Origin of the sequence: Salmonella sp. SG203 (assembly GCF_013350575.1) — a bacterium.
In the GTDB taxonomy this organism is placed as follows: domain Bacteria; phylum Pseudomonadota; class Gammaproteobacteria; order Enterobacterales; family Enterobacteriaceae; genus Salmonella; species Salmonella enterica.
Genome location: NZ_SNMT01000010.1, coordinates 78,944 through 104,724, shown reverse-complemented (window position 1 = coordinate 104,724; position 25,781 = coordinate 78,944). Strand labels below are relative to the sequence as shown.

General features: G+C 53.6%; 31 protein-coding genes. 15 read left to right on the top strand and 16 right to left on the bottom strand.

Features of this window, described 5'->3' with window-relative positions; genetic code table 11:
• Positions 1–169: 169 nt before the first annotated feature.
• The 4 genes from glmM to rlmE form a co-directional block, all read right to left on the bottom strand.
• A complete protein-coding gene (gene glmM, locus HV477_RS15645) occupies positions 170–1,507 on the bottom strand; it encodes a phosphoglucosamine mutase (RefSeq protein WP_000071169.1) in 1,338 nt (445 codons plus the stop codon).
• The gene (gene folP / locus HV477_RS15640; protein ID WP_000764711.1) at positions 1,500–2,348 is read right to left on the bottom strand and encodes a dihydropteroate synthase; all 849 of its coding nucleotides are present in this window, start codon (positions 2,346–2,348) and stop codon (positions 1,500–1,502) included. Before folP ends, glmM begins: the two co-directional genes overlap by 8 nt.
• A gap of 104 nt (positions 2,349–2,452) precedes the next feature.
• Entirely contained in the window at positions 2,453–4,387 is a 1,935-nt protein-coding gene (ftsH, locus tag HV477_RS15635; RefSeq protein WP_001107481.1) for an ATP-dependent zinc metalloprotease FtsH, read from the bottom strand.
• A 103-nt stretch (positions 4,388–4,490) separates the two neighbouring features.
• A complete protein-coding gene (gene rlmE, locus HV477_RS15630) occupies positions 4,491–5,117 on the bottom strand; it encodes a 23S rRNA (uridine(2552)-2'-O)-methyltransferase RlmE (protein ID WP_000145974.1) in 627 nt (208 codons plus the stop codon).
• A 126-nt stretch (positions 5,118–5,243) separates the two neighbouring features.
• Between rlmE and yhbY the strand changes: the two genes are divergently transcribed.
• Positions 5,244–5,537: a ribosome assembly RNA-binding protein YhbY gene (gene yhbY / locus HV477_RS15625; RefSeq protein WP_001592995.1), complete on the top strand. Its 294-nt coding sequence runs from the start codon at positions 5,244–5,246 to the stop codon at positions 5,535–5,537.
• A 155-nt stretch (positions 5,538–5,692) separates the two neighbouring features.
• Here yhbY and greA read toward each other — a convergent pair whose 3' ends face one another.
• The gene (gene greA / locus HV477_RS15620; protein WP_001148008.1) at positions 5,693–6,169 is read right to left on the bottom strand and encodes a transcription elongation factor GreA; all 477 of its coding nucleotides are present in this window, start codon (positions 6,167–6,169) and stop codon (positions 5,693–5,695) included.
• A 246-nt stretch (positions 6,170–6,415) separates the two neighbouring features.
• Between greA and dacB the strand changes: the two genes are divergently transcribed.
• Positions 6,416–7,849: a serine-type D-Ala-D-Ala carboxypeptidase gene (gene dacB, locus HV477_RS15615; protein ID WP_079899119.1), complete on the top strand. Its 1,434-nt coding sequence runs from the start codon at positions 6,416–6,418 to the stop codon at positions 7,847–7,849.
• A 130-nt stretch (positions 7,850–7,979) separates the two neighbouring features.
• Here dacB and cgtA read toward each other — a convergent pair whose 3' ends face one another.
• The 4 genes from cgtA to rplU form a co-directional block, all read right to left on the bottom strand.
• On the bottom strand, positions 7,980–9,152 hold the full coding sequence (gene cgtA / locus HV477_RS15610; protein WP_000673556.1) for an Obg family GTPase CgtA: 1,173 nt from the start codon (positions 9,150–9,152) through the stop codon (positions 7,980–7,982).
• A gap of 15 nt (positions 9,153–9,167) precedes the next feature.
• Positions 9,168–10,133: a DMT family transporter gene (locus HV477_RS15605; protein WP_000813052.1), complete on the bottom strand. Its 966-nt coding sequence runs from the start codon at positions 10,131–10,133 to the stop codon at positions 9,168–9,170.
• 129 nt (positions 10,134–10,262) lie between these two features.
• Positions 10,263–10,520 (bottom strand): 50S ribosomal protein L27, encoded by a 258-nt coding sequence (rpmA, locus tag HV477_RS15600; protein WP_000940593.1) that lies wholly within the window; start codon positions 10,518–10,520, stop codon positions 10,263–10,265.
• 19 nt (positions 10,521–10,539) lie between these two features.
• On the bottom strand, positions 10,540–10,851 hold the full coding sequence (rplU, locus tag HV477_RS15595; protein ID WP_000271396.1) for a 50S ribosomal protein L21: 312 nt from the start codon (positions 10,849–10,851) through the stop codon (positions 10,540–10,542).
• A gap of 257 nt (positions 10,852–11,108) precedes the next feature.
• On the opposite strand from rplU, the gene ispB reads away from it, so the two are divergent.
• Positions 11,109–12,080, top strand: a complete 972-nt coding sequence (gene ispB / locus HV477_RS15590; RefSeq protein ID WP_001047354.1) for an octaprenyl diphosphate synthase — start codon at positions 11,109–11,111, stop codon at positions 12,078–12,080.
• Positions 12,081–12,311: 231 nt separating this feature from the next.
• Positions 12,312–12,599 carry a DNA-binding transcriptional regulator SfsB gene (sfsB, locus tag HV477_RS15585; RefSeq protein WP_000444167.1) on the top strand — a complete coding sequence of 96 codons (288 nt, stop codon included), beginning with the start codon at positions 12,312–12,314 and terminating at the stop codon, positions 12,597–12,599.
• A gap of 58 nt (positions 12,600–12,657) precedes the next feature.
• Here the strand turns inward: sfsB and murA are convergent, their stop codons facing one another.
• From murA to mlaF, 7 genes are all read right to left on the bottom strand, one after another.
• Positions 12,658–13,917, bottom strand: coding sequence for a UDP-N-acetylglucosamine 1-carboxyvinyltransferase (murA, locus tag HV477_RS15580; protein WP_000357288.1), 1,260 nt, complete (start codon positions 13,915–13,917; stop codon positions 12,658–12,660).
• Positions 13,918–13,970: 53 nt separating this feature from the next.
• Positions 13,971–14,225, bottom strand: a complete 255-nt coding sequence (ibaG, locus tag HV477_RS15575) for a BolA family iron metabolism protein IbaG (RefSeq protein WP_001518349.1) — start codon at positions 14,223–14,225, stop codon at positions 13,971–13,973.
• 187 nt (positions 14,226–14,412) lie between these two features.
• Entirely contained in the window at positions 14,413–14,709 is a 297-nt protein-coding gene (gene mlaB / locus HV477_RS15570) for a lipid asymmetry maintenance protein MlaB (RefSeq protein ID WP_061375827.1), read from the bottom strand.
• Positions 14,709–15,344, bottom strand: coding sequence for a phospholipid-binding protein MlaC (gene mlaC, locus HV477_RS15565; protein ID WP_000476475.1), 636 nt, complete (start codon positions 15,342–15,344; stop codon positions 14,709–14,711). The genes mlaB and mlaC overlap by 1 nt, the downstream gene beginning before the upstream one ends.
• A gap of 18 nt (positions 15,345–15,362) precedes the next feature.
• Positions 15,363–15,914 carry an outer membrane lipid asymmetry maintenance protein MlaD gene (mlaD, locus tag HV477_RS15560; RefSeq protein ID WP_079899117.1) on the bottom strand — a complete coding sequence of 184 codons (552 nt, stop codon included), beginning with the start codon at positions 15,912–15,914 and terminating at the stop codon, positions 15,363–15,365.
• A gap of 4 nt (positions 15,915–15,918) precedes the next feature.
• Complete coding sequence (gene mlaE / locus HV477_RS15555) at positions 15,919–16,701, bottom strand: lipid asymmetry maintenance ABC transporter permease subunit MlaE (protein WP_000925786.1); 783 nt, start codon at positions 16,699–16,701, stop codon at positions 15,919–15,921.
• Between the two features lie 7 nt (positions 16,702–16,708).
• A complete protein-coding gene (mlaF, locus tag HV477_RS15550) occupies positions 16,709–17,521 on the bottom strand; it encodes a phospholipid ABC transporter ATP-binding protein MlaF (RefSeq protein WP_000531566.1) in 813 nt (270 codons plus the stop codon).
• 212 nt (positions 17,522–17,733) lie between these two features.
• Here mlaF and HV477_RS15545 point away from each other — a divergent pair, with 212 nt between their 5' ends.
• From HV477_RS15545 to npr, 11 genes are all read left to right on the top strand, one after another.
• Positions 17,734–18,711 carry a calcium/sodium antiporter gene (locus HV477_RS15545; RefSeq protein WP_000922736.1) on the top strand — a complete coding sequence of 326 codons (978 nt, stop codon included), beginning with the start codon at positions 17,734–17,736 and terminating at the stop codon, positions 18,709–18,711.
• A 13-nt stretch (positions 18,712–18,724) separates the two neighbouring features.
• A complete protein-coding gene (kdsD, locus tag HV477_RS15540) occupies positions 18,725–19,711 on the top strand; it encodes an arabinose-5-phosphate isomerase KdsD (RefSeq protein WP_079899116.1) in 987 nt (328 codons plus the stop codon).
• Positions 19,712–19,731: 20 nt separating this feature from the next.
• The gene (gene kdsC / locus HV477_RS15535) at positions 19,732–20,298 is read left to right on the top strand and encodes a 3-deoxy-manno-octulosonate-8-phosphatase KdsC (protein ID WP_000030029.1); all 567 of its coding nucleotides are present in this window, start codon (positions 19,732–19,734) and stop codon (positions 20,296–20,298) included.
• A complete protein-coding gene (gene lptC / locus HV477_RS15530) occupies positions 20,295–20,870 on the top strand; it encodes an LPS export ABC transporter periplasmic protein LptC (protein WP_000047845.1) in 576 nt (191 codons plus the stop codon). Before kdsC ends, lptC begins: the two co-directional genes overlap by 4 nt.
• Positions 20,839–21,393, top strand: coding sequence for a lipopolysaccharide ABC transporter substrate-binding protein LptA (gene lptA / locus HV477_RS15525; protein WP_000669770.1), 555 nt, complete (start codon positions 20,839–20,841; stop codon positions 21,391–21,393). Before lptC ends, lptA begins: the two co-directional genes overlap by 32 nt.
• Positions 21,394–21,399: 6 nt before the next feature.
• A complete protein-coding gene (gene lptB, locus HV477_RS15520) occupies positions 21,400–22,125 on the top strand; it encodes an LPS export ABC transporter ATP-binding protein (RefSeq protein WP_000224104.1) in 726 nt (241 codons plus the stop codon).
• Between the two features lie 47 nt (positions 22,126–22,172).
• The gene (rpoN, locus tag HV477_RS15515) at positions 22,173–23,606 is read left to right on the top strand and encodes an RNA polymerase factor sigma-54 (RefSeq protein ID WP_000809020.1); all 1,434 of its coding nucleotides are present in this window, start codon (positions 22,173–22,175) and stop codon (positions 23,604–23,606) included.
• Between the two features lie 22 nt (positions 23,607–23,628).
• The gene (gene hpf / locus HV477_RS15510; RefSeq protein ID WP_001176589.1) at positions 23,629–23,916 is read left to right on the top strand and encodes a ribosome hibernation promoting factor; all 288 of its coding nucleotides are present in this window, start codon (positions 23,629–23,631) and stop codon (positions 23,914–23,916) included.
• A gap of 117 nt (positions 23,917–24,033) precedes the next feature.
• The gene (gene ptsN, locus HV477_RS15505) at positions 24,034–24,525 is read left to right on the top strand and encodes a PTS IIA-like nitrogen regulatory protein PtsN (protein WP_000609332.1); all 492 of its coding nucleotides are present in this window, start codon (positions 24,034–24,036) and stop codon (positions 24,523–24,525) included.
• A gap of 45 nt (positions 24,526–24,570) precedes the next feature.
• The gene (gene rapZ, locus HV477_RS15500; protein WP_000243749.1) at positions 24,571–25,425 is read left to right on the top strand and encodes an RNase adapter RapZ; all 855 of its coding nucleotides are present in this window, start codon (positions 24,571–24,573) and stop codon (positions 25,423–25,425) included.
• Positions 25,422–25,694: a PTS phosphocarrier protein NPr gene (gene npr / locus HV477_RS15495; protein ID WP_000216797.1), complete on the top strand. Its 273-nt coding sequence runs from the start codon at positions 25,422–25,424 to the stop codon at positions 25,692–25,694. The genes rapZ and npr overlap by 4 nt, the downstream gene beginning before the upstream one ends.
• Positions 25,695–25,781: the final 87 nt, after the last annotated feature.

The following is a 25,781-nucleotide window of genomic DNA, read 5'->3' as shown; positions in this document are numbered from 1 at the left end:
CGGGATTTTTACTGTTTCCCACTGAAGCGGGTGTGAATACTAACCAAAGCGAATGACCTTCGCAAGGGCAATTTAAGCGCATTGTATCAACTGCGGAAAAAAACAGCAAAAGCGTTGTTTTTTGCGGGCCGTAAGGCGGCAACCGCCGCCTTTTTAGTCACTTAAACGCTTAAACGGCTTTTACCGCATCCGCGATACGATGGGCGAATGCCGTAACCTGCGCTTCATCCTCGCCTTCCACCATCACGCGAATCAGCGGTTCGGTACCGGATTTACGTAGCAGTACCCGCCCACGATTGCCGAGTGTGGCTTCTACGTCCGCCGTTACCGCTTTCACCGCTTCATTTTCCAGCGGATCGCCGCTACCGGCGGTGTAACGCACGTTAACCAGAATCTGCGGGAACATTTTCATACCGCTGCACAGATCGTGCAGACTCATATGATTACGCACCATCGCCGCCAGAACTTGTAGCCCCGCTACAATACCGTCGCCAGTGGTCGTTTTATCCAGCAGAATAACGTGACCAGAGTTTTCCGCGCCGATGCGCCAGCCTTTTTCCTGCAATTTTTCCAGCACATAGCGGTCGCCCACTTTCGCCCGGGCAAACGGAATGCCAAGCTGCTTGAGCGCCAGCTCCAGCCCCATATTGCTCATCAGCGTCCCCACCGCGCCGCCGCGCAGTTGCCCCTGCCGCAGCCCTTCGCGCGCGATGATATACATGATCTGATCGCCATCGACTTTATTGCCTTCATGGTCAACCATGATGACCCGGTCGCCGTCGCCGTCAAGCGCGATGCCGAGGTCCGCCTTCTCCGCCAACACGCGCGCCTGCAACGCGCGCACGTCGGTCGCGCCCACTTCTTCGTTAATGTTGACGCCGTTTGGCTCACAGCCGATGGCGATAACGGTCGCGCCCAGCTCGCGCAGCACATTCGGCGCGATATGGTAGGTAGCGCCGTTGGCGCAATCCACAACCACTTTCAGGCCGTTGAGGCTCAGTTCGTTCGGGAAGGTGCCTTTACAGAACTCAATATAGCGTCCGGCGGCGTCGACGATGCGGCTGGCTTTACCCAGCTCGGCGGAGTCTACGCAGGTGATCTCTTTTTCCATTTCGGCTTCGATGGCTTCTTCCACATCGTCAGGCAGTTTCGTACCGTCGATAGAGAAGAATTTAATGCCGTTATCATAGAACGGGTTATGCGAAGCCGAGATAACGATACCCGCCTCCGCGCGGAAAGTCCGCGTCAGATAGGCGACGGCTGGCGTTGGCATAGGTCCGGTAAACGAGGCCGACAGTCCCGCAGCGGCAAGGCCCGCCTCCAGCGCGGACTCCAGCATATAGCCGGAAATACGCGTATCTTTACCGATAATGATTTTACGCGAACCATGACGCGCCAGCACTTTTCCGGCAGCCCAACCCAGTTTAAGCACGAAATCAGGTGTAATGGGGGCATTGCCTACACGTCCGCGAATCCCATCGGTACCGAAATATTTACGATTACTCATAGCGTTTGTTTCCCTTTGCAGACAGAGTGGCTTCCACCACCCGCATCGCCTCTACGGTTTCTTTGACGTCATGGACGCGAATGATCTGCGCGCCCTGCATCGCGGCAATTACCGCGCACGCAAGGCTGCCGTTCAGACGGTCTGATGGTCCCACGTTAAGTAACTGACCAACCATCGTTTTACGTGACATGCCCACCAGCAGCGGCAGGTTAAAATGATGAAACTCACCCAGTCGCGCCAGTAAGGTATAATTGTGAGAGAGATTTTTACCGAAACCGAATCCTGGGTCGAGCAACAATTTCTCTTTTGCGATGCCGGCCTTCTCACAACGTGCTATTTGCTCAATAAAGTAGCGATTCACCTCGGCAAAGACATCGTCATATTTCGGCGCCTCCTGCATGGTTTTGGGGTTGCCCTGCATGTGCATAAGACTGACCGGCAAGCCGGTTTCCGCTGCCGCTTCCAACGCGCCGGGTTCGGAGAGTGAACGGACATCATTGATAATATGCGCGCCCGCCCTTGCCGCTTCACGGATCACCTCGGGTTTAGAGGTATCCACAGAAATCCACACTTCAAAACGTTGCGCGATTGCTTCCAGTACCGGAATAACGCGATCCAGCTCTTCTTCCACGCTCACTTCTGCCGCGCCTGGTCGCGTTGATTCCCCCCCCACATCAATAATTGTCGCCCCGGCATTCACCATTAAATTCGCATGTTTCACCGCCTCAATCAGCGTGTTATGCGCGCCGCCGTCGGAGAACGAATCCGGCGTTACGTTCAGGATACCCATAACATGCGGATGAGTGAGATCGAGCGTGGCGCCCTGAGCGAAGAGTTTCATGGTCAAAATCCCTGTTTTATTTGTGGTGAGTTAAAAAAAGAAAAACCCCGGGGCAAGCCCCAGGGTTTCGGTGAGCGCTAAACATAATGTTGTACAACAAACGTTTATTTGTCGCCCAGCTGCTCTGACATCGTGTTGCCCGGGTTCGGCGTGCGTGGTTCATCAACCGGACGCGGCGCCTGAGGCGTACCATTGCTGTCAGAGTTATTGGTGCCGTTTGGATCTTCCCAGCCCGCAGGCGGACGCACTTCACGACGCGCCATCAGGTCATCAATCTGCGGCGCATCGATGGTTTCATATTTCATCAACGCATCTTTCATCGCGTGCAGAATATCCATATTGTCAGTCAGGATCTGACGAGCGCGATTGTAGTTACGTTCAATCAGCGCTTTCACTTCCTGGTCGATGATACGCGCAGTTTCATCAGACATATGTTTCGCTTTTGCGACGCTACGGCCGAGGAATACTTCGCCCTCTTCTTCCGCATACAGCAACGGACCGAGTTTCTCCGAGAAGCCCCACTGGGTGACCATGTTACGCGCCAGGTTAGTCGCGACTTTAATGTCGTTCGACGCGCCGGTAGAAACATGCTCAACGCCGTAGATAATCTCTTCCGCCAGACGACCGCCGTACAGCGTGCTGATTTGGCTTTCCAGCTTCTGACGGCTGGCGCTGATCGCGTCGCCTTCAGGCAGGAAGAAGGTCACGCCCAGCGCACGACCGCGCGGGATAATCGTCACTTTGTGCACCGGATCGTGTTCCGGCACCAGGCGACCGATAATCGCGTGGCCCGCTTCGTGGTACGCGGTCGACTCTTTCTGCGCTTCCGTCATCACCATGGAGCGACGTTCGGCGCCCATCATGATTTTGTCTTTCGCTTTCTCGAACTCAACCATCGACACAACGCGTTTGTTGCCGCGTGCGGCAAACAGCGCCGCTTCGTTGACCAGGTTCGCCAGGTCCGCACCGGAGAAGCCCGGCGTACCGCGCGCAATGATCGCCGCATCAATATCCGTCGCTAACGGTACGCGACGCATATGCACCTTCAGAATCTGCTCACGACCGCGCACATCCGGCAGGCCTACCACCACCTGACGGTCAAAACGACCTGGACGCAGCAGCGCCGGGTCCAGAACGTCCGGACGGTTGGTTGCCGCGATAACGATGATACCTTCGTTACCTTCGAAGCCGTCCATCTCAACCAGCATCTGGTTCAACGTCTGCTCACGTTCATCGTGACCACCGCCCAGACCTGCGCCACGCTGGCGGCCTACGGCGTCGATTTCATCGATGAAGATAATGCACGGCGCCGCTTTCTTGGCCTGTTCGAACATGTCACGCACTCGAGACGCGCCGACACCGACGAACATTTCCACAAAGTCAGAACCGGAAATCGTAAAGAATGGCACCTTCGCTTCACCCGCAATGGCTTTTGCCAGCAGGGTTTTACCGGTACCCGGCGGGCCGACCATCAGGACGCCTTTCGGAATTTTACCGCCCAGCTTCTGGAAACGGCTCGGTTCACGCAGGTATTCAACCAGTTCCGCCACTTCTTCTTTCGCTTCGTCACAACCCGCGACGTCAGCAAACGTGGTTTTGATCTGATCTTCCGTCAGCATACGCGCCTTGCTCTTACCGAACGACATGGCGCCTTTGCCACCGCCGCCCTGCATCTGACGCATGAAGAAGATCCAGACGCCGATCAGCAACAGCATCGGGAACCAGGAAATGAAGATAGAAGCCAGCAGGCTTGGCTCTTCAGGTGGTTCGCCAACAACCTTGACGTTTTTAGTCAGCAGGTTATCAAGCAGCTTCGGATCATTAATCGGAATGTAAGTCGTGTAACGGTTACTATCTTTCTTGGTAACGTTGATCTCACGTCCGTTGATACGCGCTTCGCGAACCTGGTCCTGATTGACCTCTTGCAGGAAGGTAGAGTAATCCACCTTACGGCCATTAGACTCGCTGGGCCCAAAGCTCTGGAATACTGACATCAGCACAACGGCAATGACCAGCCAGAGTATTAGGTTTTTCGCCATGTCACTCAAGGGATTAACCTCTTATTACAACTGTGTTAAAAACAGCGTCAGGATACTCTATATCCAGTTTCTTTCAAACCTTACGTCTGAAATCTGCCGGTTATCACTTTCGCCCGGTCGCTACAATGTACACTTCACGCGAACGCGCACGCGAAGAGTCCGGCTTACGAACTTTAACCTTCGTAAACAGGGAGCGAATTTCCCTTAGATACTCATCGAAACCTTCGCCCTGGAACACCTTCACTACAAAACTTCCGCCTGGCGCCAGCACATCGCGGCACATCTCTAACGCCAGCTCCACCAGATACATGGCGCGGGGGATATCCACCGCCGGTGTTCCGCTCATGTTTGGTGCCATATCCGACATGACAACTTGTACTTTACTGTCACCCACGCGTTCCAGTAACGCTTTCATGACAAGTTCATCACGAAAATCGCCCTGAAGAAAGTCCACACCAACGATAGGATCCATAGGTAAAAGATCACAAGCGATGATGCGGCCTTTGCCGCCAATCTGCGTGACCACATACTGTGACCAGCCTCCTGGCGCAGCGCCGAGATCGACTACCGTCATTCCCGGCTTAAAAAGTTTGTCACTTTGCTGTATTTCATCAAGTTTAAACCAGGCACGGGAGCGTAGCCCCTTTTTCTGCGCCTGTTGAACATATTTATCGCTAAAGTGTTCCTGAAGCCAGCGGCTTGAGCTGGCAGAACGCTTTTTACCTGTCATTTAACTTTCCCGTCGGGGCAGTTCATCGTAGCCAATGGCGTAAATTTCTACACGCCTATTTGGCGATATAAGGGAGATGGCGGTAGAATGACCCGTTTTCAATCCCAACGTAAGCAAAAATATACGATGAATCTGAGTACTAAACAAAAACAGCACCTAAAAGGTCTGGCACATCCGCTCAAGCCTGTTGTTATGCTTGGCAATAATGGTTTGACCGAAGGGGTACTGGCCGAGATTGAACAAGCGTTAGAGCACCATGAACTTATCAAGGTGAAAATCGCCTCGGAAGATCGCGAAACAAAAACCTTGATCGTGGACGCTATCGTGCGCGAAACCGGCGCCTGTAACGTACAGGTCATCGGTAAAACGCTGGTGCTGTATCGCCCAACTAAAGAGCGTAAAATCTCGCTGCCGCGTTAAGGATATCCTAAAGTCGAACACAAAATCTGTGTAAAACGAGGGGTTTTCCACGAGCAGGAGAGCAAAATGCCACGCTCTCTCCGTTGATAAAAGGCCGCTATGCGGCCTTTTTCCTTTCTTTACAATACACCAACAATTTGCGTATTGAGTACTACTTAAAGGTATTCCACTTTAAGCACTTCGTATTCCACATCGCCGCCAGGCGTTTTGATCACCACGACGTCATCCTGCTCTTTGCCGATCAGGCCGCGAGCGATTGGCGAGTTTACCGAAATGAGATTTTGCTTAAAATCCGCCTCATCGTCGCCAACAATGCGGTAGGTCTGCTCTTCGTCGGTGTCCAGGTTCAGCACCGTGACGGTAGCGCCGAAAATCACGCGACCATTGTTCGGCATTTTAGTGACATCAATCACCTGCGCATTCGACAGTTTTGCTTCGATATCTTTAATGCGCCCTTCGCAGAAACCCTGCTGTTCGCGTGCAGCATGATACTCCGCGTTTTCTTTTAAATCGCCATGTTCGCGCGCTTCGGCGATAGCGGCGATGATTTCAGGACGGCGCACAGATTTCAGAAAATCCAGCTCTTCGCGCAGTTTTTCGGCTCCGCGTAAGGTCATCGGAATAGCTTGCATTTGTTATACCTCTTGAACATTCCTGTAGGGGGCAATGAACTCTACCCCGGCTGCTAAGCCAGCCCCGGCATATGCCATACCAGGGTCAGAAGCAAAAAACACCAACCCGGGCGCGCAGTCCCAGGTCAGCTACAATTTCCTCTTTGATAACCATTTTACCCTGGAGTTCCCTATGGGTCATCGTTTACTTTTTAGGGCGTTGCGCCGTAGTATGACGGCTTGTTTCCAGGGTGTTAGCGCGAGATTATGCGATTTTCCAGATTTATCATCGGATTGACCACCAGTATAGCGTTCAGCGTTCAGGCCGCGAATATTGACGAATACATCAAACAGCTTCCGGCCGGCGCCAACCTCGCGCTGATGGTGCAAAAGATTGGCGCGCCCGCGCCGGCTATTGATTATCATAGTCAGCAGATGGCGCTTCCCGCCAGTACCCAAAAGGTGATTACCGCGCTGGCGGCGCTGATTCAACTCGGCCCGGATTTCCGTTTTACGACCACGCTGGAGACTAAAGGCAACGTCGATAACGGCATCCTGAAAGGTGACGTAATTGCGCGCTTCGGTGGCGATCCAACGCTAAAACGTCAGGATATTCGCAATATGGTCGCGACGCTGAAAAAGTCCGGCGTCACGCAAATCGACGGTAATGTGCTTATCGACACGTCGATTTTCGCCAGCCACGATAAAGCGCCAGGCTGGCCGTGGAACGACCTGACGCAGTGTTTCAGCGCGCCTCCCGCCGCCGCCATTGTTGACCGCAACTGTTTTTCTGTGTCGCTTTATAGCGCGCAAAAACCAAACGATTTAGCCTTTATTCGCGTGGCCTCTTATTATCCGGTAACAATGTTCAGCCAGGTACGGACTCTGCCGCGCGGTTCGGCAGAAGCGCAGTATTGCGAGTTGGATGTGGTGCCTGGCGATTTGAACCGTTATACACTTACCGGCTGTTTACCACAGCGCGCCGACCCGCTGCCGCTGGCCTTTGCTATTCAGGACGGCGCCAGCTACGCGGGCGCGATCCTCAAGCAGGAACTGAAAGAGGCCGGGATAACTTACCGCGGCACGCTGCTGCGCCAGACGCAGGTTAACGAGCCCGGAACGATCGTCGCCAGTAAACAGTCGGCGCCACTGCACGATCTGCTTAAGATTATGCTGAAAAAGTCAGACAACATGATCGCCGATACTGTTTTTCGGATGATTGGTCATGTCAGGTTTAACGTGCCTGGCACCTGGCGGGCGGGATCGGATGCCGTTCGCCAGATTCTGCGCCAACAGGCGGGAATTGATATCGGCAATACCATTATTGCCGACGGTTCCGGTCTTTCTCGCCATAATCTGATCGCTCCCGCCACGATGATGCAGGTGCTGCAATATATCGCCCAACATGATAACGAGCTGAACTTTATCTCTATGCTGCCGCTGGCGGGCTATGATGGTTCATTACAATACCGCGCCGGGCTACATCAGGCGGGCGTAGACGGTAAGGTTTCGGCGAAAACCGGGTCACTGCAGGGCGTGTATAATCTGGCGGGCTTTATTACCACCGCAAGCGGGCAACGGATGGCATTTGTACAGTATTTGTCCGGCTACGCGGTTCCACCTACCGATCAGCGTAATCGCCGAATCCCGCTGGTACGCTTCGAGAGTCGGTTGTATAAGGATATTTATCAGACTAACTGAGTGCATTATTGCCGGATGGCGGCGCTAACGCGTCTTATCCGGCCTACAACGAACATAATAAAACGGGCCGCAAATGCGGCCCGTTGGCTTTTATAGGCCGGATAAGCGTTAGCGCCATCCGGCTACGAGATTAACGTTTGTAGATGAACTCGACGCCTTCTTCGTCGTCTTCATCCCAGTCGTCATCCCAGTCATCGTCTGCGTCTTCTTCCACTTCAGCCAACTGCTGGCGATGATAATCGTCCCACATGAACTCGACTTTTTCCGGCTGTTTTGCTTCTTCAGCCTGCGCGATCGGATTCTCGATGATAAAGGTCATCACATCCCAGCAGAGATCTTTCACCCCTAGCTGACTGGCGGCGGAAATCAGATAGTATTTCCCTTCCCAGCCCAACGCTTCGGCGATCGCTTTCGCTTTCTCTTCCGCTTCGGTTTTATCCATCAGATCGATCTTGTTGAACACTAACCAGCGCGGTTTAGCCGCCAGATCCTGGCTGTATTTTTCCAGTTCGCCAATAATGATACGGGCGTTTTCCACCGGATCGGAACCGTCGATCGGATCGATATCAATGAGGTGCAGCAGTACGCGGCAACGTTCGAGGTGCTTCAGGAAGCGAATCCCCAGGCCCGCGCCTTCCGCCGCGCCTTCGATCAACCCCGGAATGTCGGCCACCACAAAACTCTTTTCGCTGTCCATACGTACCACGCCCAGGCTCGGCACCAGCGTGGTAAACGGATAGTCCGCGACTTTCGGTTTTGCTGCCGATACCGCGCGAATGAACGTTGATTTACCGGCGTTTGGCATCCCCAGCATCCCGACATCCGCCAGCAGCATCAGTTCCAGCAGCAGGTCGCGCTTATCGCCCGGCGTACCATTGGTTTTCTGGCGCGGCGTACGGTTAACCGAGGATTTAAAACGGGTATTGCCTAGCCCATGCCAGCCGCCCTTCGCGACCAACAGACGCTGACCGTGTTTGGTCATGTCGCCCATCGTTTCACCGGTTCCCTGGTCGATAACGCGCGTACCGACCGGCACTTTGATGGTCACGTCTTTACCGCGTTTACCGGTACAGTCGCGGCTCGCGCCATTCTGACCACGTTCAGCGCGGAACGATTTTTCAAAGCGGTAATCGATCAGAGTATTCAGGTTTTCATCGGCTTCCATCCAGACGTCGCCGCCGTCGCCGCCATCACCGCCGTCCGGGCCGCCTTTCGGGATATATTTTTCGCGGCGGAAGCTCACACAGCCATTACCGCCATCACCTGCAACGACCAGAATCGATGCTTCATCAACAAACTTCATTTTATTCTCCGTAAATCATTCGCCTGAGCGGGGTTGCGAAACCACCGTTTCATGCTTGCGTAAACCGCCCCAAATACGATGACCAATGGCGGAATACATCGCGCCCGCAACCACGACAAACGCACCGAGATAACCTAAAAGGTTTAACATCGGTCTGGCGAAGAAATCGGGCCAGGCCATAGATAAAAGATCTGAAAACAGCAGGGTAAATAGCGGTGTAAGCGTGATTATCGCGCTCACCTGCGCCGCCTGCCAACGCGCCATCGCTTCCGCCAGGGCGCCATATCCTACCAGCGTATTTAGCCCGCAGAAAATCAAACAGGCGAGCTGCCAGTCGCTCAGTTGCGCTATCACCATCGGTTTTGCCAACGGCAAAAGCGCTATCGTACATAAAGTGTACAGTAAAAACAGGATCTGCTGCGAGGCCAGACGTCGCAATAATACTTTTTGCGCCACGCCATAGCTCACCCACACCATCGCCGCGCCTACGCCAAAAATAACGCCCCAGGTGTAGTCGGTCAGTCGGGTAAAAATCTCGATCAGACTGGTGTTAAAAAACATCACCAGCCCGCTCAATAACATCAGCGCGCCAATCACCTGCGTACCGCGCATCTTTTCTTTCAGAATAAAGACGCTGGCGACCATCATGCCAACCGGCGAGAGCTGGCCGATAACCTGCGACGCGGTTGGGCTTAAATATTGCAGGGAAGAACTGAACAAAATGAAATTACCGAACAGTCCGCAGGTCGCTATCGCCAATAACACCAACCAGCGCGGCTTACGAAAAATACGCAGCGGCGGCAGCTTTCTTTTTACTGCCAGTATCGCCCCGAGGCCAATACTGGCCATTAAGAAGCGGTAGAAGACAATGGTTGAAGGCTCCATCACCTCCAGCACTTGCTTCATTGCTATTGGCAACGCTCCCCAGCACATCGCGGTAGTGAGCGCTAAAAGAATGCCAATGCCTGCCTGCTGCTTCATGCCGTGTTCCCTGCAAAGACCCGTTAACGGCATTCGCACAGCCACACGGGTATATTTTAGTCGGCCATCGAATGTAAAAAGCCCCGCAACAGGTGCGGGGCTTTCATCCGTTACCGGACCACAAAAAACTTACTCAGCAACGATGCTGATGTATTTACGGTTTTTCGGGCCTTTAACTTCGAATTTCACTTTACCGTCTGCTTTAGCAAACAGAGTGTGGTCACGACCGCAACCAACGTTGGTGCCAGCGTGGAATTTAGTACCACGTTGACGAACGATGATGCTGCCTGCCAGAACTGCTTCACCGCCAAAGCGTTTTACGCCCAGACGTTTAGCTTCAGAATCGCGACCGTTACGAGTCGAGCCGCCAGCCTTTTTATGTGCCATTTAATCTGCTCCCCTAATCTTAAGCGCTGATGCCGGTAATTTTCACATCAGTGAACCACTGACGATGGCCCTGCTGCTTACGGTAGTGTTTACGGCGACGAAACTTAACGATTTTAACTTTCTCGCCACGACCGTGGGCAACAACTTCAGCTTTGATTACGCCGCCATCAACGAAAGGAACGCCGATTTTGACTTCTTCACCGTTTGCGATCATCAGAACTTCAGCGAACTCGATAGTTTCGCCAGTTGCGATGTCCAGCTTTTCCAGGCGAACGGTCTGACCTTCGCTTACTCGGTGTTGTTTACCACCACTTTGGAAAACCGCGTACATAAAAAACTCCGCTTCCGCGCACACCTTTCAATGATTCAGAGCGCGCTATAAATATTCACAATAGGGCGCGAATATTACGCAAATTGCACGGCTTTGACAAGTGCTACCATCAATACATGAAGAAAAAAAACACAACGCATACGGTAACGTTTATCTGCGGCGTTTTTTCAGTACAATCAGGGTATATTTCTAACCATAAACCCTACGTTACCTCATTCAGACATGGGATAATCGGGGCGATAAGCCCGGCTTTTGCGATGAATTTAGAAAAAATCAACGAGTTAACCGCGCAAGATATGGCGGGTGTCAATGCGACAATCCTTGAACAGCTTAATTCCGACGTTCAACTGATTAATCAGCTAGGATATTACATTATTAGCGGCGGCGGAAAACGCATTCGTCCGATGATTGCCGTTCTTGCCGCGCGCGCGGTGGGTTATCAGGGTAACGCGCACGTGACTATCGCCGCTCTGATCGAGTTTATCCACACGGCGACGCTGCTACATGATGATGTGGTGGATGAATCTGATATGCGTCGCGGCAAAGCGACGGCAAATGCCGCCTTCGGTAATGCCGCCAGCGTATTGGTCGGCGACTTTATCTATACCCGTGCCTTCCAGATGATGACCAGCCTCGGCTCGTTAAAAGTGCTGGAAGTGATGTCGGAAGCGGTCAACGTGATTGCAGAAGGTGAAGTGCTGCAATTGATGAACGTGAATGACCCGGACATTACCGAAGAAAATTACATGCGGGTGATTTACAGTAAAACGGCCCGTCTGTTCGAAGCCGCCGCCCAGTGCTCCGGTATTCTTGCCGGTTGTACGCCTGAGCAAGAGAAAGGGTTGCAGGACTATGGCCGCTACCTTGGTACGGCTTTCCAGCTCATTGACGATCTGCTGGATTACAGTGCCGACGGCGAGCATCTCGGTAAAAATGTGGGTGATGACCTCAATGAGGGCAAACCTACCTTACCGTTGCTTCACGCCATGCGCCACGGTACGCCAGAACAGTCAGCGATGATCCGTACCGCTATTGAACAAGGTAATGGCCGTCATCTTCTGGAACCGGTTCTGGAAGCGATGACCACCTGCGGCTCGCTGGAATGGACGCGTCAGCGAGCGGAAGAAGAAGCCGACAAAGCGATATCCGCGTTGCAGATATTGCCGGATACCCCATGGCGTGAGGCGCTAATCGGTCTCGCACACATCGCGGTGCAGCGCGATCGTTAATGCCGTTCTCTTATCCCGCGTACTGCGCGGGATATCCCATTAAGTTCTAATAAACTCCAGATACCCTATCGCCTGTTTTTCACATACTCATCCAGGATTTCCCCTGGCATATTCTGAATATTGCCGCCACTTACATGAACTTTTTAGAACATTCCTTCACGAAGCGTTATAGTATCGAACGTCGTCGGGTTGTTAAAACCGTAAGTGATTAACCTAAGGAGTGATGGATGTATGGAAAGCAAGCTTATTGACTGGCATCCGGCCGATATCATTGCCGGACTACGTAAAAAAGGGACTTCAATGGCCGCTGAGTCACGCCGGAATGGATTGAGTTCATCCACGCTGGCCAATGCATTAACGCGCCCGTGGCCGAAAGGAGAGTTGATTATTGCGAAAGCATTGGGAACGGAACCCTGGGTTATTTGGCCATCGCGTTATCACGATCCGCGCACGCATGAGTTTATCGACAGAACGCGGCTTATGAGAGCGCGTAATAAAGACAAACAGAATGTAGAGTAAGTGTCTGTAAAACAACCCCCGCAATCGCGTTCGCGGGGGTTATTCAGCGTACAGAAGGTTATTCGCCTTTCACGCGTTCAATATTCGCGCCTAGCGCGCGCAGTTTGTCTTCGATGCGCTCATAACCGCGATCGATGTGATAAATGCGATCCACAATCGTCGTGCCTTCCGCAATACAGCCCGCCAGCACCAGGCTCGCAGATGCCCGCAGATCTGTCGCCATGACCTGGGCGCCAGAGAGCGTTTCTACGCCATGACATATGACGGTATTGCTTTCAATTTCCGCACGCGCGCCCATGCGACTGAGTTCAGGCACGTGCATAAAACGGTTTTCAAAGACGGTTTCAGTGATAAAGCCCGTCCCTTCCGCCACCAGGTTCAGCAACGTGAACTGCGCCTGCATATCGGTCGGGAATGCCGGGTGCGGCGCGGTACGGACATTGACCGCCTTCGGTCGTTTGCCGTGCATGTCCAGACTAATCCAGTCCTCGCCCACTTCGATATCCGCGCCAGCATCGCGCAGTTTCGCCAGTACCGCGTCCAGAGTGTCCGGTTGCGCGTTACGGCAGAGGATTTTGCCGCGAGAGATCGCTGCCGCCACCAGGAAAGTCCCCGTTTCGATGCGATCCGGCAGCACACGATAAACGCCGCCGCCCAGACGCTCTACGCCCTCGATCGTAATACGATCGGTGCCCTGCCCAGCGATCTTCGCCCCCAGCGTAACCAGGAAGTTAGCGGTGTCGACAATTTCCGGCTCGCGCGCGGCGTTTTCAATGATGGTCGTCCCTTCCGCCAGCGTGGCGGCACACATAATGGTGACGGTCGCGCCGACGCTGACCTTATCCATCACGATATGCGCCCCTTTAAGACGTCCTTCGACGGAGGCCTTTACGTAGCCCTCTTCCAGCTTGATGGTCGCACCCAGTTGTTCCAGACCGGTAATATGCAGATCAACCGGACGCGCGCCGATAGTACAGCCCCCCGGCAGAGAGACTTGTCCCTGACCAAAACGGGCAACCAGCGGCCCCAGCGCCCATATCGAGGCGCGCATGGTCTTAACCAGATCATAAGGCGCGCAGAACACGTTCACCTGGCTGGCGTCAATGTGTACCGATCCATTGCGTTCCACTTTCGCGCCTAATTGGCTCAGGAGCTTCATCGACGTATCCACGTCTTTCAGTTTTGGAACGTTTTGGATCTCTACCGGTTCTTCTGCCAGCAGAGCGGCGAACAGGATCGGCAGCGCGGCGTTTTTGGCGCCGGAAATTGTGACTTCGCCCTGGAGCGTCGTTGGCCCCTGTACACGAAATTTATCCATTATTGTATTCTCAGTTAAGCATTCATCTCCGCTACCGGCAGGTTACCCGTAGCTTAAAATCCGTTAAGTTTACGATCGCGCGCCCATTCCGCCGGGGTATACGCTTTGATCGATACGGCATGGATACGGTTGTCCGCAATGTACTCCATTAGCGGCCCATAGACCGTTTGCTGTTTCTTGACCCGGCTCATGCCGTCAAACATCTCGCCCACGGCAATAACCTGAAAGTGACTGCCATCGCCGGAGACGTGGACTTCCTGGAGGGAGAGGGCATTCATCAGCACACTCTGAATTTCATGATTTTCCATGGGTTCTTTATTCGTCAAATAGTGAAAACAGCCCAACATCTTAGAGCAAAGTCGCGCCGTCTTAAATAAGCAAAAGATTACGCTGATAAATCAGCGCGGTAAAAGTGCCGGATGGTGCTGCTAACGCAACTTATCCGGCCTACGGGGATCATGCGAAGTGTAGGCCGGATAAACCATCCGGCATTCATTACATACGGGGAAGTACGTCTTCGGGCAAGTTATATAATTGCGCCAGCGCGTAAACCTTGTCGTTAACGCCAGACAGCGATACGGCATTGCCCTGCTTTTTTGCCTGGTTCACAAGGTGCGCCAGCAGCGCCAGTCCCCCCGTATCCACCCTGGAGATCTGGCTCAGGTCGATACGGGTAACGCCAGTCATCGCTTCTACGCGCGCGTCCCATAGCGGCGCCAACACGTCCTGATCCAGCTCTCCCGCCAGCATCAGCGTGCCCGCCTCACGCGTCCAGGTGAGTTGCGGCGTCATTACTGTTTCTCGTCCAAAGTAATTTTCTGTTGAGAGATAGATTTCAGTTGTGCGGTCAGGCCGTCGATGCCTTTAGTACGCAGCAGGTCGCTCCACTCATTTTGCTTGGTGGTGATCATGCTGACGCCTTCCGCAATCATGTCATACGCCTGCCAGTTGCCGGTCTGGGTGTTTTTGCGCCACTGGAAATCCAGGCGTACCGGCGGACGACCGTTGGGATCGATAATCGTTACACGGATAGGCACAATGGTCGCATCGCCCAGCGGTTGCTCAGGCGCTATCTGGTAAGTCTGACCGTGGTACATCGCCAGCGCCTGACCGTATGCCTGTTTCAGGTATTCGCGAAACGCGGCAAAATAGGCTTCACGCTGCGCCGGGGTCGCCTCTTTGTAGTAGCGGCCCAACACCAGCGCGCCGGCATATTTTACCTGCACGTACGGCAGAAGTTCCTGATCAACAACGTCTCGCAGGTAATCCGGATTGGCACGAATTTTCGGCTGTTCGTTTTTCAGGCGATCAAAAGTTTTCTGCGCCGCCTCGTTCATCAGTTTATAAGGATTGCTCTGATCCGCTGCCGTTGCTGCGCTTAATGGCGCAATGACCAGCAGGGCCACCATCATCAGTCGTTTAAACATGCCTCAATTCTCCTGAGATTATTTCGTTTCGCCCGCGGGCGTTGTGGCTTCAGTATGGTCTTCCGTTGCGGCTGGCGCATCGCCAGAATTCTTATTGTCGTCGCCTTTGCTGTTATAGAGGAACTGACCAATCATATCTTCCAGCACCATTGCAGACTTGGTGTCCTGAATCGTACTCCCATCTTTGAGGATAGACGTTCCCAGCTCAGGATCTTCAAAACCGACGTTTAATGCCAGATATTGCTCCCCCAGCAGCCCGGAAGTACGAATACTCAACGAGCTGGTATCGGGAATATGGTTATAACGCTCTTCGATGTCGAGCGTTACGCGCGGCAGGTATGTTTTCGGATCAAGCGAGATATCTTCAACCCGCCCGACAACCACCCCGCCGATGCGTACCGGGGAACGCACTTTCAGACCGCCGATGTTATCGAAGGTCGCATAAACCTTATAGGTCGGCTCCGTGCGCATAGAGGTCACATTTGCCGCCTTCAGGCAAACAAACAGCGCCGCCAGCAACGCTACCAGCAAAAAAACGCCTACCCAAATTTCATTTTTTTTCGTTTGCATGAACTCAATTCCCAAACATCAGTGCGGTCAGCACAAAATCCAGCCCCAGAACGGCCAACGATGCGTGAACCACGGTACGCGTCGTTGCCCGGCTAATCCCGGCAGAAGTCGGTATTGCGTCATAACCGTTGAATAACGCAATCCATGTTACCGTAATGGCGAACACCACGCTCTTTATCAGACAGTTCACCAGGTCCATACGCCAGTCGACGGCATTCTGCATCGCGGACCAGAAGAACCCGGCGTCGATTCCTTTCCAGCTTACGCCGACCAGCGAGCCGCCCCAGATACCGACCGCCACAAAGATAATGGTCAGTAGCGGCAACGAAATCACGCCCGCCCAAAAGCGCGGCGAAATCACCCGGCGCAATGGATCGACCGCCATCATCTCCATACTGGAGAGCTGCTCCGTCGCCCGCATCAGGCCGATTTCCGCCGTCAACGCCGACCCGGCCCGCCCGGCAAACAGCAACGCCGCGACCACCGGCCCCAGCTCGCGCAGCAGCGAAAGCGCCACTAACATGCCAAGACTGGTCTCCGCGCTGTAAGTGGTCAGAACCAGATAGCCTTGCAGCCCCAGCACCATACCGATGAATACGCCGGAGACAATAATGATAAGCATCGACAAGACGCCCACATTATAAAGCTGGCGCACCAGCAGCGGCGCATGTTTGCGAAACTCCGGCTTACCGATAATCGCATTGAATAACATTAACCCGGCGCGCCCGAACGTCCTGACGGTTTTGATCCCGCTGTGTCCGAGTGCTGCCAGCGCATTTAACAGCATGAGTGGCTTAACTCCCTGTTTCGAGTAAATCAAGGTGATAGTCGCCCGCCGGATAGCGGAACGGAACCGGCCCGTCGGCAATGCCGTCAAGGAACTGACGCACGCGCGGGTCCGTATTCTCCTGCAACGCCTGAGCGCTACCGTGAGCGACGATTTTTTTGTCCGCCATGATCCAGGCGTGATCCGCAATACTGAGCACCTCTGGCACATCATGCGAGACCACCACGCAGGTCACGCCCAGCGCGCTGTTCAATTCTGAAATCAGCTTCACCAGAACGCCCATGGTAATCGGGTCCTGGCCGACAAACGGCTCATCGAACATGATGAGATCCGGTTCCAGAGCGATGGCGCGCGCCAACGCGGCGCGGCGCGCCATCCCACCGGAGAGCTCGGAAGGCATCAGTTTTGCCGCGCCGCGTAGCCCGACAGCTTCCAGTTTCATCATCACAACGCTTTTTAGCAGCGGCGCGGGTAAATTGGTGTGCTCCCGTAGCGGATAGGCCACATTGTCAAACACGTTCATGTCGGTAAACAGCGCTCCCGACTGAAACAGCATACTCATACGTTTGCGGACGGTGTAGAGCCGCGAACGGGACATGGCCGGCACATTCTCGCCATCAAATAAGATCTCGCCCTTATCCGGCGGGATCTGTCCGCCAATCAGGCGCAACAGCGTGGTTTTACCGATGCCCGACGGCCCCATGATCGCCGTGATCTTCCCGCGCGGCACCGTCAGGGAAATATTATCGAAAATGCAGCGTTCGCCACGGGAAAAGCTGACGTCGCGCATATCGACTAAATTGGCCGCAGACTGACCCATTGATTCATCCTTCGTATTGCCTTGTTGAGGTAACCATGGCGCTGAATTTAACCATGGGTTCGACATAATTACAGAATATTAACTGACAGGGTTAGCGAAAGCTGGCATTCGTTTTACTTTTTAGCCGCATAAAGTCAAAATTAGGACTTCGTTACGGCTTCCAGATATCCCTTCCAGGGGACCGGCGAGTATACCTGAAGAAAGGACTTTAGATGCTTTTAGCGATGGCGCTACTCATAATTGGTTTGCTTCTGGTGGCCTACGGCGCCGATCGTCTGGTGTTTGCGGCCTCTATTTTATGCCGTACATTCGGTATTCCCCCGCTGATCATCGGGATGACGGTCGTGAGTATCGGCACCTCGCTGCCGGAAATTATTGTGTCGGCCGCCGCATCGCTACACGGTCAGCTCGATTTGGCCGTCGGCGCGGCGCTCGGTTCTAACATCACCAATATTTTGCTGATCTTAGGGCTGGCGGCGCTGGTTCGTCCATTTACCGTGCATTCCGATGTTCTACGTCGCGAATTGCCATTAATGTTATTTGTTAGCGTGGTAGCCGGTTCCGTACTGCATGACGGACAGTTAAGTCGCAGTGATGGTATCTTTCTCCTGCTTCTGGCTGTGCTATGGCTGTTATTCATTGTTAAAATCGCGCGTCTGGCCGAACGCCAGGGGAATGACAGCCTCACCCGCGAACAACTGGCGGAGCTACCGCGCGAAGGCGGGCTCCCCGTCGCGTTCTTATGGCTGGGCATTGCGCTGGTCATCATGCCGATGGCGACGCGCATGGTAATCGATAACGCTACGGTGCTGGCGAACTATTTCGCCATGAGTGAATTAACGCTCGGTCTGACAGTCATCGCTGTCGGCACCAGTCTGCCAGAGCTGGCGACGGCGATTGCCGGCGTGCGAAAAGGCGAAAATGATATTGCCGTTGGTAATCTCATTGGCGCCAATATTTTTAATCTCGCCATCGTGCTGGGACTGCCTGCGCTGATCGCGCCGGGGGAGATCAACCCGCTGGCGTTTGGGCGTGATTATAGCGTGATGTTGCTGGTTAGCGTGGTTTTCGCTTTACTTTGCTGGCGGCATCCGCGCCAGATTGGCCGGGGCGCAGGTATACTGCTGACCGGCGGGTTTATCGTATGGCTGGCGATGCTCTATTGGCTATCGCCACTTCTTGTTGGATAACTGGAAACGGATTATGTCGCATTTAGCGTTGCAACCGGGGTTTGACTTTCAGCAGGCAGGCAAAGAGGTCCTGGAAATTGAACGTGAAGGCCTGGCGGAGCTTGATCAATATATCAACCAGCATTTCACGCTGGCCTGTGAAAAAATGTTCAACTGCACCGGAAAAGTGGTGGTCATGGGGATGGGGAAATCCGGCCATATCGGACGGAAAATGGCCGCCACGTTCGCCAGTACCGGCACCTCTTCCTTTTTTGTACATCCAGGCGAAGCCGCGCACGGCGATTTGGGGATGGTTACGCCGCAGGATGTGGTTATCGCTATCTCCAACTCCGGCGAATCCAGCGAGATCGCGGCGCTAATACCGGTGCTTAAACGTCTGCACGTACCGTTAATTTGCATTACCGGGCGACCGGAAAGCAGCATGGCGCGTGCGGCAGATGTGCATCTGTGTGTTAAAGTGCCCAAAGAAGCGTGTCCGTTAGGCCTGGCGCCTACCAGTAGTACCACCGCAACGCTGGTGATGGGCGACGCGCTCGCCGTGGCGTTGTTAAAAGCGCGCGGCTTTACCGCCGAGGATTTCGCTCTGTCGCATCCTGGCGGCGCGCTGGGACGTAAGCTACTGCTGCGCGTAAGCGATATTATGCATACTGGCGATGAGATCCCGCATGTTAATAAATATGCCACCCTGCGTGATGCGCTGTTAGAAATTACGCGTAAAAATCTCGGTATGACCGTCATTTGCGATGAATCCATGAAGATCGACGGTATCTTCACCGACGGCGATTTACGTCGCGTGTTCGATATGGGCGGCGATATGCGCCAGTTGGGGATCGCCGAGGTGATGACGCCAGGGGGCATTCGCGTGCGTCCCGGTATTCTCGCTGTCGATGCGCTGAATTTAATGCAGTCCCGCCATATCACCTCCGTACTGGTTGCTGATGGCGACCAGTTACTCGGTGTGTTACATATGCATGATCTCCTGCGTGCAGGCGTCGTGTAGAAACTCAAGGATAATTAACGATGAGTAAAGCAGGTGCGTCGCTTGCGACCTGTTATGGCCCCGTCAGCACCCATGTCATGACCAAAGCGGAGAATATCCGCCTGCTCATCCTGGACGTGGATGGCGTATTGTCTGACGGCCTGATTTATATGGGCAATAACGGCGAAGAGCTGAAGGCTTTCAACGTTCGTGACGGCTATGGTATTCGCTGTGCTTTGACCTCCAATATCGAGGTTGCCATTATTACCGGACGAAAGGCTAAACTTGTAGAAGATCGCTGCGCCACGCTGGGGATTGTCCATCTTTATCAGGGACAGTCGAATAAGCTGATCGCCTTTAGCGATCTGCTGGAAAAACTGGCCATTGCGCCGGAAAATGTTGCCTATGTCGGCGATGATCTGATTGACTGGCCAGTGATGGAAAAAGTGGGGTTAAGCGTTGCCGTTGCGGATGCGCATCCGCTGCTGATCCCCCGCGCTGACTATGTGACGCACATTGCCGGCGGGCGCGGCGCGGTACGTGAGGTGTGCGACTTGTTGCTGCTGGCGCAGGGCAAGCTGGATGAGGCCAAAGGGCAATCGATATGAGTAAAACCAGACGTTGGGTTATCATTCTACTGTCGCTGGCCATTCTGGTACTGATTGGTATCAATCTGGCGGATAAAGACGATCCTGCTGCCGTGATGGTCAACAGCAACGATCCCACGTATAAAAGCGAGCATACGGATACCGTCGTGTACAGTCCGGAAGGCGCGTTGAGCTATCGTCTGATTGCGCAGCACGTTGAATATTTTTCCGATCAGGCGGTCTCATGGTTTACGCAACCGGTATTAACCACCTTTGATAAGGATAAAGTGCCGACATGGTCGATCAAGGCCGATAAAGCCAAATTGACTAACGATCGGATGCTCTATCTGTATGGCCATGTTGAAGTCAACGCCCTGGTGCCTGACGCTCAATTACGCAGAATTACCACCGATAACGCGCAGATTAATCTGGTGACGCAGGATGTTACCTCGAACGATCTGGTGACGTTATACGGCACAACATTTAACTCCAGCGGACTGAAAATGCGCGGTAACTTACGCAGCAAGAACGCCGAGCTGATTGAAAAGGTTAGAACCTCTTATGAAATTCAAAACAAACAAACTCAGCCTTAATCTTATGCTTGCCGGCTCGCTGCTGGCCGCCAGCATTCCGGCCTTCGCCGTCACGGGCGATACCGAACAGCCTATTCATATTGACTCGGATCAACAGTCGCTGGATATGCAAGGCAACGTCGTGACCTTTACGGGCAACGTGGTGATGACCCAGGGCACGATTAAGATCAACGCCGATAAAGTCGTGGTTACCCGCCCTGGCGGCGAACAGGGGAAAGAGGTGATCGACGGTTACGGCAATCCGGCCACCTTCTACCAGATGCAGGACAACGGTAAGCCGGTGAAAGGCCACGCTTCCCATATGCATTACGAGCTGGCGAAAGATTTTGTGGTGCTGACCGGCAACGCTTATCTGGAGCAGCTTGACAGCAACATTACCGGCGACAAAATCACCTACCTGGTGAAAGAGCAGAAAATGCAGGCCTTCAGCGAGAAAGGTAAACGCGTCACCACCGTTCTGGTGCCGTCGCAGTTGCAAGACAAAAACAAAGGCCAGACTCCGGCGCAAAAGAAGAGTAACTAATTCGTTATGGCAACATTAACTGCAAAGAATCTGGCGAAGGCCTATAAAGGCCGTCGCGTAGTGGAAGATGTCAGTCTGACCGTTAACTCCGGGGAGATTGTCGGGCTGCTCGGTCCAAACGGCGCGGGTAAAACCACCACCTTTTATATGGTCGTCGGTATCGTGCCGCGTGACGCAGGCAATATCATCATCGATGATGAAGATATCAGTCTGCTGCCGCTGCACGCGCGCGCGCGCCGCGGTATCGGCTATTTGCCGCAGGAAGCCTCTATTTTCCGCCGTCTCAGCGTATTTGATAACCTGATGGCGGTACTGCAAATTCGTGACGATTTGACCGCAGAACAGCGAGAAGACCGCGCCAACGAGCTGATGGAAGAGTTTCATATTGAGCATCTGCGCGACAGCATGGGACAGGCGCTGTCCGGTGGTGAACGCCGTCGTGTAGAAATAGCCCGCGCGTTGGCCGCTAATCCCAAATTTATCCTGCTGGATGAACCCTTTGCCGGCGTTGACCCGATTTCCGTTATCGACATCAAACGCATTATCGAGCATCTGCGCGATAGCGGGCTCGGCGTGCTGATCACCGACCATAACGTCCGTGAGACGCTGGCAGTCTGTGAACGCGCCTATATCGTGAGCCAGGGCCACCTTATTGCCCACGGTACGCCGACAGAAATCCTGCAAGACGAACACGTTAAGCGTGTATATCTTGGGGAAGACTTCAGACTCTGATAGGGTAGAGGGCTATGCTGCTCTAGCGGGAGAAAACGACTCTGAATATGAAGCAAGGTTTGCAACTCAGGCTTAGCCAACAACTGGCGATGACGCCTCAGCTACAACAGGCCATCCGTCTGTTGCAGTTGTCTACGCTGGAACTTCAGCAGGAACTCCAGCAAGCGCTGGAAAATAACCCGCTGCTTGAGCAAACCGATCTTCATGACGAAATCGACACTCAGCAACCTCAGGATAACGATCCTCTCGATACCGCCGACGCGCTCGAACAAAAAGAGATGCCGGAAGAGCTGCCGCTTGACGCCAGTTGGGATGAAATTTACACCGCCGGGACGCCGTCCGGCCCCAGCGGCGATTATATCGACGATGAGCTGCCCGTCTATCAGGGCGAAACGACGCAGTCGTTGCAGGATTATCTGATGTGGCAGGTTGAGCTAACGCCCTTCTCGGATACCGATCGCGCTATTGCGACATCCATTGTCGATGCGGTAGATGATACCGGTTATCTCACCGTATCCCTGGACGAAATTCGCGAAAGCATGGGCGATGTAGAGGTGGATCTCGATGAGGTCGAAGCCGTCCTGAAGCGTATTCAGCGTTTTGATCCGGTGGGCGTCGCGGCAAAAGATCTTCGCGACTGTCTGCTGATCCAGCTTTCACAATTCGACAAATCCACGCCGTGGCTGGAAGAGGCGCGGCTTATTATCTGCGATCACCTTGATCTGCTGGCCAACCACGATTTCCGCACGTTGATGCGCGTTACCCGACTGAAAGAAGAGGTGCTGAAAGAGGCGGTAAACCTGATTCAGTCGCTCGATCCCAGACCCGGTCAATCGATCCAGACCGGCGAGCCGGAGTACGTTATCCCGGATGTGCTGGTACGCAAGCATAACGGTCGCTGGACGGTGGAGCTTAATAGCGACAGTATTCCCCGTTTACAGATTAACCAGCACTATGCCGCCATGTGTAACAGCGCGCGCAACGATGCCGACAGCCAGTTCATCCGCAGTAATTTACAGGATGCGAAGTGGCTGATAAAAAGCCTTGAAAGCCGCAACGACACGCTGCTGCGCGTCAGTCGCTGCATCGTCGAGCAACAGCAAGCCTTTTTTGAACAGGGCGAAGAATATATGAAACCGATGGTACTGGCGGATATCGCCCAGGCCGTCGAGATGCACGAATCCACTATATCCCGCGTGACCACGCAGAAGTATTTGCACAGCCCGCGCGGTATTTTTGAACTCAAATATTTCTTTTCCAGCCACGTCAATACCGAAGGCGGAGGCGAAGCCTCTTCCACCGCGATTCGCGCGCTGGTGAAGAAGTTAATTGCGGCGGAAAACCCCGCGAAACCACTGAGCGACAGCAAGTTAACCTCTCTGCTGTCAGAACAAGGTATCATGGTGGCGCGCCGCACTGTTGCGAAGTACCGAGAGTCTTTATCCATTCCGCCGTCAAACCAACGCAAACAGCTGGTTTGACCCAACCGATAAGGAAGACACTATGCAGCTCAATATCACCGGACATAATGTCGAAATTACTGAAGCCCTGCGTGAATTTGTGACGACAAAATTCGCCAAACTTGAACAGTATTTTGAGCGGATTAATCAGGTATACGTGGTGTTGAAAGTGGAGAAGGTCACGCACATCTCGGATGCGACGCTACACGTTAATGGCGGCGAAATTCACGCCAGCGCGGAAGGCCAGGATATGTATGCCGCCATTGACGGCTTGATTGATAAACTGGCAAGGCAGTTAACCAGGCATAAAGATAAACTGAAACAACACTAATTGTCCGGGCAGTTAGCCAGTGCAGGACGGCCTGTTGTGTGACGCAACGGGCCATTTGTACAGTTAGCGCTCCGAACCTGGCCATCAACCTGACAGGACAGGTTCTTAGGTGAAATTATGATAAATAACGATACGACTCTACAACTGAGCAGTGTACTTAACCAGGAGTGTACGCGTAGCGGCGTTCATTGTCAGAGTAAGAAACGCGCGCTGGAAATCATCAGCGAACTGGCGGCAAAACAGCTCAGTTTACCTCCTCAGGTCGTGTTTGAAGCCATTCTGACACGCGAAAAAATGGGCAGTACCGGTATTGGTAATGGTATCGCCATCCCGCACGGGAAACTGGAAGAAGATACCTTACGCGCCGTCGGCGTGTTCGTTCAGCTCGAAACGCCGATCGCGTTCGACGCCATCGATAACCAGCCGGTCGATCTCCTCTTCGCTCTGCTGGTGCCCGCCGATCAAACTAAAACGCATCTGCACACGCTGTCGCTGGTGGCGAAACGTCTGGCGGATAAAACGATCTGCCGCCGCCTGCGCGCGGCGCTGAATGATGAAGAGCTGTATCAAATCATTACTGACACCGAAGGTGAGCAGAATGAGGCATAACAACTCAATGGCATTTATTTCTGTCGTTGTGAGGAGAAACGGTACATGGTACTGATGATCGTCAGCGGGCGTTCCGGATCAGGTAAATCTGTCGCTCTGCGCGCGCTGGAAGATATGGGATTTTACTGCGTGGATAACCTCCCCGTCGTGCTGTTGCCCGATCTGGCGCGAACGCTGGCCGATCGCCAGATTTCCGCCGCCGTTAGCATTGATGTGCGCAATATGCCTGAATCACCTGAGATTTTTGAACAGGCGATGAATAATCTGCCTGGCGCTTTCTCGCCGCAATTGCTGTTTCTTGATGCCGACCGCAATACCTTAATTCGCCGCTACAGCGACACGCGCCGTTTGCATCCGCTTTCCAGCAAAAATCTTTCTTTAGAGAGTGCGATCGATAAAGAGAGTGACTTGCTGGAGCCGTTACGCTCACGTGCGGATCTGATCGTCGACACTTCAGAAATGTCCGTCCATGAGCTGGCGGAGATGCTGCGTACCCGGCTGTTGGGCAAACGCGAGCGCGAACTGACGATGGTATTTGAGTCCTTCGGCTTTAAACATGGTATCCCGATTGATGCGGACTATGTGTTCGATGTCCGCTTTCTGCCCAACCCGCACTGGGACCCAAAACTGCGCCCCATGACCGGGCTTGATAAGCCGGTAGCCGCGTTTCTTGACCGACACACAGAAGTTCACAATTTTATCTATCAGACTCGCAGCTATCTTGAGCTATGGTTACCAATGCTGGAGACCAACAACCGCAGCTACCTTACCGTCGCTATCGGTTGTACCGGCGGGAAACACCGTTCGGTGTATATTGCAGAACAGCTGGCAGACTACTTCCGCTCGCGCGGTAAAAATGTCCAGTCTCGCCATCGCACGCTGGAAAAACGCAAAACATGACCGTAAAGCAAACTGTTGAAGTCACCAATAAGCTGGGCATGCATGCCCGGCCTGCCATGAAGCTTTTCGAACTGATGCAGGGTTTTGACGCCGAGGTGCTATTACGCAATGACGAAGGCACCGAAGCGGAAGCAAATAGCGTCATCGCTCTGTTAATGCTCGACTCCGCCAAAGGGCGTCAGATCGAAATTGAAGCCACCGGCCCGCAAGAAGTTGAAGCGCTGGCGGCGGTTATCGCGCTGTTCAATTCCGGCTTTGACGAAGACTAAACCTCCCCCTCTATACCCTATTTACCCCAACGCCGTCCCGGTATTTGATGACAGTCACCCCAAAACCGGGCGTGTTACGCCTGCCTG

Excerpts from the sequence above, each read along its gene's own strand:
- lptB (WP_000224104.1), top strand. The coding sequence starts at position 21,400 with ATGGCAACATTAACTGCAAAGAATCTGGCGAAGGCCTATAAAGGCCGT.
- sfsB (WP_000444167.1), top strand. The coding sequence starts at position 12,312 with ATGGAAAGCAAGCTTATTGACTGGCATCCGGCCGATATCATTGCCGGA.
- murA (WP_000357288.1), bottom strand. The coding sequence starts at position 13,917 with ATGGATAAATTTCGTGTACAGGGGCCAACGACGCTCCAGGGCGAAGTC.
- kdsD (WP_079899116.1), top strand. The coding sequence starts at position 18,725 with ATGTCGCATTTAGCGTTGCAACCGGGGTTTGACTTTCAGCAGGCAGGC.
- mlaD (WP_079899117.1), bottom strand. The coding sequence starts at position 15,914 with ATGCAAACGAAAAAAAATGAAATTTGGGTAGGCGTTTTTTTGCTGGTA.
- ispB (WP_001047354.1), top strand. The coding sequence starts at position 11,109 with ATGAATTTAGAAAAAATCAACGAGTTAACCGCGCAAGATATGGCGGGT.
- ftsH (WP_001107481.1), bottom strand. The coding sequence starts at position 4,387 with ATGGCGAAAAACCTAATACTCTGGCTGGTCATTGCCGTTGTGCTGATG.
- hpf (WP_001176589.1), top strand. The coding sequence starts at position 23,629 with ATGCAGCTCAATATCACCGGACATAATGTCGAAATTACTGAAGCCCTG.
- yhbY (WP_001592995.1), top strand. The coding sequence starts at position 5,244 with ATGAATCTGAGTACTAAACAAAAACAGCACCTAAAAGGTCTGGCACAT.
- mlaB (WP_061375827.1), bottom strand. The coding sequence starts at position 14,709 with ATGACGCCGCAACTCACCTGGACGCGTGAGGCGGGCACGCTGATGCTG.
- ibaG (WP_001518349.1), bottom strand. The coding sequence starts at position 14,225 with ATGGAAAATCATGAAATTCAGAGTGTGCTGATGAATGCCCTCTCCCTC.
- glmM (WP_000071169.1), bottom strand. The coding sequence starts at position 1,507 with ATGAGTAATCGTAAATATTTCGGTACCGATGGGATTCGCGGACGTGTA.
- HV477_RS15545 (WP_000922736.1), top strand. The coding sequence starts at position 17,734 with ATGCTTTTAGCGATGGCGCTACTCATAATTGGTTTGCTTCTGGTGGCC.
- folP (WP_000764711.1), bottom strand. The coding sequence starts at position 2,348 with ATGAAACTCTTCGCTCAGGGCGCCACGCTCGATCTCACTCATCCGCAT.
- rplU (WP_000271396.1), bottom strand. The coding sequence starts at position 10,851 with ATGTACGCGGTTTTCCAAAGTGGTGGTAAACAACACCGAGTAAGCGAA.
- cgtA (WP_000673556.1), bottom strand. The coding sequence starts at position 9,152 with ATGAAGTTTGTTGATGAAGCATCGATTCTGGTCGTTGCAGGTGATGGC.
- rpoN (WP_000809020.1), top strand. The coding sequence starts at position 22,173 with ATGAAGCAAGGTTTGCAACTCAGGCTTAGCCAACAACTGGCGATGACG.
- lptC (WP_000047845.1), top strand. The coding sequence starts at position 20,295 with ATGAGTAAAACCAGACGTTGGGTTATCATTCTACTGTCGCTGGCCATT.
- mlaC (WP_000476475.1), bottom strand. The coding sequence starts at position 15,344 with ATGTTTAAACGACTGATGATGGTGGCCCTGCTGGTCATTGCGCCATTA.
- mlaF (WP_000531566.1), bottom strand. The coding sequence starts at position 17,521 with ATGGGTCAGTCTGCGGCCAATTTAGTCGATATGCGCGACGTCAGCTTT.
- rpmA (WP_000940593.1), bottom strand. The coding sequence starts at position 10,520 with ATGGCACATAAAAAGGCTGGCGGCTCGACTCGTAACGGTCGCGATTCT.
- npr (WP_000216797.1), top strand. The coding sequence starts at position 25,422 with ATGACCGTAAAGCAAACTGTTGAAGTCACCAATAAGCTGGGCATGCAT.
- ptsN (WP_000609332.1), top strand. The coding sequence starts at position 24,034 with ATGATAAATAACGATACGACTCTACAACTGAGCAGTGTACTTAACCAG.
- mlaE (WP_000925786.1), bottom strand. The coding sequence starts at position 16,701 with ATGCTGTTAAATGCGCTGGCAGCACTCGGACACAGCGGGATCAAAACC.
- dacB (WP_079899119.1), top strand. The coding sequence starts at position 6,416 with ATGCGATTTTCCAGATTTATCATCGGATTGACCACCAGTATAGCGTTC.
- HV477_RS15605 (WP_000813052.1), bottom strand. The coding sequence starts at position 10,133 with ATGAAGCAGCAGGCAGGCATTGGCATTCTTTTAGCGCTCACTACCGCG.
- lptA (WP_000669770.1), top strand. The coding sequence starts at position 20,839 with ATGAAATTCAAAACAAACAAACTCAGCCTTAATCTTATGCTTGCCGGC.
- greA (WP_001148008.1), bottom strand. The coding sequence starts at position 6,169 with ATGCAAGCTATTCCGATGACCTTACGCGGAGCCGAAAAACTGCGCGAA.
- kdsC (WP_000030029.1), top strand. The coding sequence starts at position 19,732 with ATGAGTAAAGCAGGTGCGTCGCTTGCGACCTGTTATGGCCCCGTCAGC.
- rlmE (WP_000145974.1), bottom strand. The coding sequence starts at position 5,117 with ATGACAGGTAAAAAGCGTTCTGCCAGCTCAAGCCGCTGGCTTCAGGAA.
- rapZ (WP_000243749.1), top strand. The coding sequence starts at position 24,571 with ATGGTACTGATGATCGTCAGCGGGCGTTCCGGATCAGGTAAATCTGTC.